Raw genomic sequence first — 3,756 nt, 5'->3', positions numbered from 1 at the left:
CGAAGGCGGACAGGTAGCGGTCGATGGCCTGGTCGGTCTGGGTGAGGTCGGTCTGGACGGTGGCGAGTTCGCCGGTGCGGTCGGTGTGGGCGTCGTGGTGGCGTTGGCGGGCGTGGTGGACGGCGTCGGCGATGAGCTGCTGGTGGTCGCGGTAGAAGGCGGCGAGTGCGGTGAGGATGGCTTGGTCGAGGGCGTCGGCATCGAGGCGGGGGGCGTCGCAGCGGTCGCGGCTGTAGCGCAGGCGGGTGAAGCAGGTGTAGTAGCGGTAGGTCCGGTTGCGGCCCCCGGCGTTGGAGCCGAGCATCGCTTTGGCTCATTGCGGGCAGCGCATCCGGCCGGTGAGATAGTAGTCGGAGTCGCTGGCGGCTCGGTGGGTGTGCCCGTCGCTGCGGATGGTGAGGATCTTCTCGGCCTCGGCGAACTGGGCCGCCTCGATGATCGGTTCGTGGGTGTCGGTGACGGTGATCTCGCGGAAGGTCAGTTCGCCGAGGTAGACGCGGTTGTCCAGGACGCGGAGCACCTGGTGTCCGGACCAGGGTCCGCCGGTGGTGGTGCGGTGGCCGCGCTCGTTGAGGGTCTTGGCGATGGCGCGGGTGCCGAGCCGGTCGCGGACGTAGAGGTTGAAGATCAGACGGACGACGGGCGCTTCCTTCTCGTCGGCGAGCAGTTTCCAGTTGGCGCGGTCGACCTGGTAGCCGAAGGGCCGGTTGCCGCCCATCCACAGGCCCTTGACGGCTTTGCGTTCCATGCCGGCGATGACCCGGTCGATGATCGTGTCGCGCTCGAACTGCGCGAGCATCGCGAGCATCGCGAGCATCGCGAGCAGCATGCGGCCCATCGGCGTCGCGGTGTCGAACGGCTCGGTGGCCGAGCGGAACACGACCCCGGCCTGGTCGAGTTCTTCGAGCAGGGTGACGGTGTCGCGCAGGTTGCGGGAGAGCCGGTCGACGCGGTAGACGAGCAGCACGTCGATCAGTCCGTGGCGGGCCGCGGACAGGGCGCGTTGCAGGTCGTCGCGGTCGGTGGTGGCGCCGGAGGCGTCGTCGGAGAACCGGAGGGCGATGGCCCAGCCGGGTTGGGAGTCGACGTAGGAGCGGAGTCGTTCTTCCTGGGCTTCGACGGAGTAGGGCTGGTGCTCGTCGTCGGTGGAGCGCCGCAGGTAGATCCCGACGCGGATGGTGTCGAGCGGGTCGGCGGCGGGCTGGGGCGTGCGGTTCGCGCTCTTTCGACGCGAGGTCGCACGGGCCATGGCGCGTTTCCTTTTCTGCCGGTACCGGTCGTGGGTGGCGGCCGAGTTTTATGCGTGGCGCCGGTGGCGGCGGAAAGCGCTACGGCACATCGACCGGCGGGACAATCGGGCGCGGGCCGGGTCGCTGCTGTCGTCGTGGAGCAGGAGGTACTGAACTTTAGAGAGACCGGCAGTAGGGGCGAATCGGTGTGTCGCCACGCAAGACAGGCACGGAACCCGAAGATCATTGGCTTACCACAGTCAGTAACCTTCGGAGGGTTCCGTGCCTGCCGTCCCATCATCCCTGCTCGAACCGATCTGGGGCGAATTCGACGCGCTGCTCACCGCCCACCACGGCGGCCCGCGGCCGGAGTTCCACCCCGATCATCCCCTGGGCTGTCACCGCCGCCGGATCCCCGACCGGGTGGTGTTCGAGCATGTCGTAGCCGCGCTGGTACACGGCTCGGGCTACGAACGCATCGCCACCCCCGGCTGCTCGGACCGCACCATCCGCCGCCGGGTGACCGCCTAGGCGAAGACCGGACTGGCCCAGAAGCTGCACGCCCTCACGGTGGCCGCCTACGACCAGATAATCGGACCGGACCTGGAGAACCTGACCGCGGACGGCTGCATCACCAAGGCCCCCTGCGGCGGTGACACCGCCGGCCCGTCCCCGGTCGACCGACGCAAGGGCGGCCTCAAACGGTCGGTGGGCACCGACGGCGCCGGTGTCCCCTCGGGCTGGTCTCCGCCGGCGCGAACCGGCACGACTCCCCGCTGCTGGACCCGACGATCGAACAGATGAACACCCAGGTCGGTGTCCTGCCCGCCGGCGCCACGATGCACCTGGACTCCGGCTACGACGGCCAGCCCGTCCGCGACGTACTCGCCACCCACCAGCTGGTCGGTGGCGTCGTCCCCATACCCGCCCACTGCCAGGTCCAGATAATCCGTGAGCCCGAAGGCCCCCAGCTTGACTTCGGCGATGGAGTGCAGGTTTCCGGTCACGACGGACTGCACCACGCCGTCGGCAACCACCGCCGTAATGGCTTCTTTGGCACCGGGCAGGCTCCGGCCGCGCCTCGCATCCGGTCCTGGAGCTGCTCTGACGCCGACAAACTCCGCGTGATCGGCCTGCTCAGCTCCGTACGCCCTCAGCGAGGCCCGAATGGCCCACGATGCCGCCCGGGCTGCCGCCCAGGCCCGGACGGCTGTGGCTCCTTGCGCTGGGGCTGGAGCTGACGCGGCGGTAGGGCCGGCTGGGGGCGACGCGCCGCCTGTCTGGGGCTTCGAGGCGTTGCTGCGCGAGCTCGTCGACGAGCGGACCTATCCGCGGCTGCACCGCATCGCCTGGGCGGGCGAGATCGGCGGCGGCCCGGCGGGCTTCGAGGAGACCGAGGAGTTTCTCTTCGGCGTGGACCGGATCCTCGACGGCATCGCCGCTCTCATCGACCGAACCTCGGCAGCCGGCGGGACGTTGGGCATCGGCTCGAGCTGAGCGACCGCCGCGGTGATGGCACCATCCCGCGCGGCGGCTACCCGGCCCTCCCCAAGCGACGGCGGAGGCCCAGGTCAAGGCGGACCTCAACGATCTCGCGATCAGCAGCCCGCATCGGCGAGCTCGTCGAGGTCCTCGGCGACCCCGGCCATCCGGAACACGACGAGCGCCTGGAATGGCTGGGCCTGCGGGACGCAGGCGAGTTCGACGCAGGCGAGTTCGACCCGGTCGAGTTCGACGCCGAAGACGTGAACAAGGCGCTGTCGACCATCCAATAACACCTCGGTCGGCAGGTTGACGCATCCCCCGGTACCGGCGGCGCCGCGGCGTCTCCGGCCCACGTGACGCACAGACGCCTGGACGACACCTCGTTGCCAGACCCGTACCGCCGGTGGATTCTTGGTCACCTCACCACACCACCTCACCACCTCACCACCTGAAATTCGGGGGAACTACATGCCACCGGACCCGACAGACGTCACTCATCCTGCCTTTCTCGCCAACTATCTTGCTAGCCTTCCCCGGCCGGAACACGTACATGGCGACCCGGCCCGCAGTGTCCGCGAGGACGACTTCGACGGTCACCACGTCGTCATCACGACCACCTACGAGATCACCGTCGACGGCCAACCACTGAAGGCCCACATTGGGGTTTCCAACGACGGCACGGCACACTGCCACGGCCTGCCCAACTATCAGATCCCCTCGGTCGTCGACCTGGTACGCCTGATCATCACCGCCTTCCCCGAGGAGTTCTCCCCCGGGGCCTCTGGCGACGACCATGGCCCGCACGGCGATCCGGGCGAGCACCATCACCACGACGCCCACGACGCCCACGACGAGCTCCCGGAAGGGGCATGACATGGCGGTCGTCCGGCGCGACATCCTTCTCGACGACGACGCGAGAAAGGCCTATATCCGCGGAATCAAGCTCCTCAAACACGAACCTACGACGCTGCGCACGAATCAGTTCGGCATCCCCGATCCGAGCCGACCGGTACGGACCTACGACCTGTTCGTCATCCAGGGC

The 3,756-nt window shown here is 68.7% G+C and carries 5 protein-coding genes and 1 pseudogene; 3 read left to right on the top strand and 3 right to left on the bottom strand.

Annotated elements, in window-relative coordinates; all coding sequences use genetic code 11:
- The coding region (locus tag AC08OX_RS02045; RefSeq protein ID WP_476606232.1) for a recombinase zinc ribbon domain-containing protein at positions 1 to 304 on the bottom strand (304 nt) is incomplete at its 3' end.
- Between the two features lie 9 nt (positions 305 to 313).
- Positions 314 to 1,249: a recombinase family protein gene (locus AC08OX_RS02040; protein ID WP_476606231.1), complete on the bottom strand. Its 936-nt coding sequence runs from the start codon at positions 1,247 to 1,249 to the stop codon at positions 314 to 316.
- A gap of 262 nt (positions 1,250 to 1,511) precedes the next feature.
- On the opposite strand from AC08OX_RS02040, the pseudogene AC08OX_RS02035 reads away from it, so the two are divergent.
- A pseudogene (locus AC08OX_RS02035) lies at positions 1,512 to 2,167 on the top strand (transposase); the annotation flags it as partial.
- A 229-nt stretch (positions 2,168 to 2,396) separates the two neighbouring features.
- Positions 2,397 to 2,726, top strand: a complete 330-nt coding sequence (locus AC08OX_RS02030) for a hypothetical protein (protein ID WP_476606255.1) — start codon at positions 2,397 to 2,399, stop codon at positions 2,724 to 2,726.
- 101 nt (positions 2,727 to 2,827) lie between these two features.
- Here AC08OX_RS02030 and AC08OX_RS02025 read toward each other — a convergent pair whose 3' ends face one another.
- Complete coding sequence (locus AC08OX_RS02025) at positions 2,828 to 3,133, bottom strand: hypothetical protein (RefSeq protein ID WP_476606230.1); 306 nt, start codon at positions 3,131 to 3,133, stop codon at positions 2,828 to 2,830.
- Positions 3,134 to 3,182: 49 nt separating this feature from the next.
- Here AC08OX_RS02025 and AC08OX_RS02020 point away from each other — a divergent pair, with 49 nt between their 5' ends.
- Positions 3,183 to 3,587, top strand: coding sequence for a hypothetical protein (locus tag AC08OX_RS02020; RefSeq protein ID WP_476606229.1), 405 nt, complete (start codon positions 3,183 to 3,185; stop codon positions 3,585 to 3,587).
- Positions 3,588 to 3,756: the final 169 nt, after the last annotated feature.

The sequence above is a fragment of the Frankia sp. CoBUL1 genome, assembly GCF_978021245.1.
The sequence above is the reverse complement of the archived record's forward strand: the minus strand, read 5'-3'. Positions and strand labels throughout refer to the sequence as shown.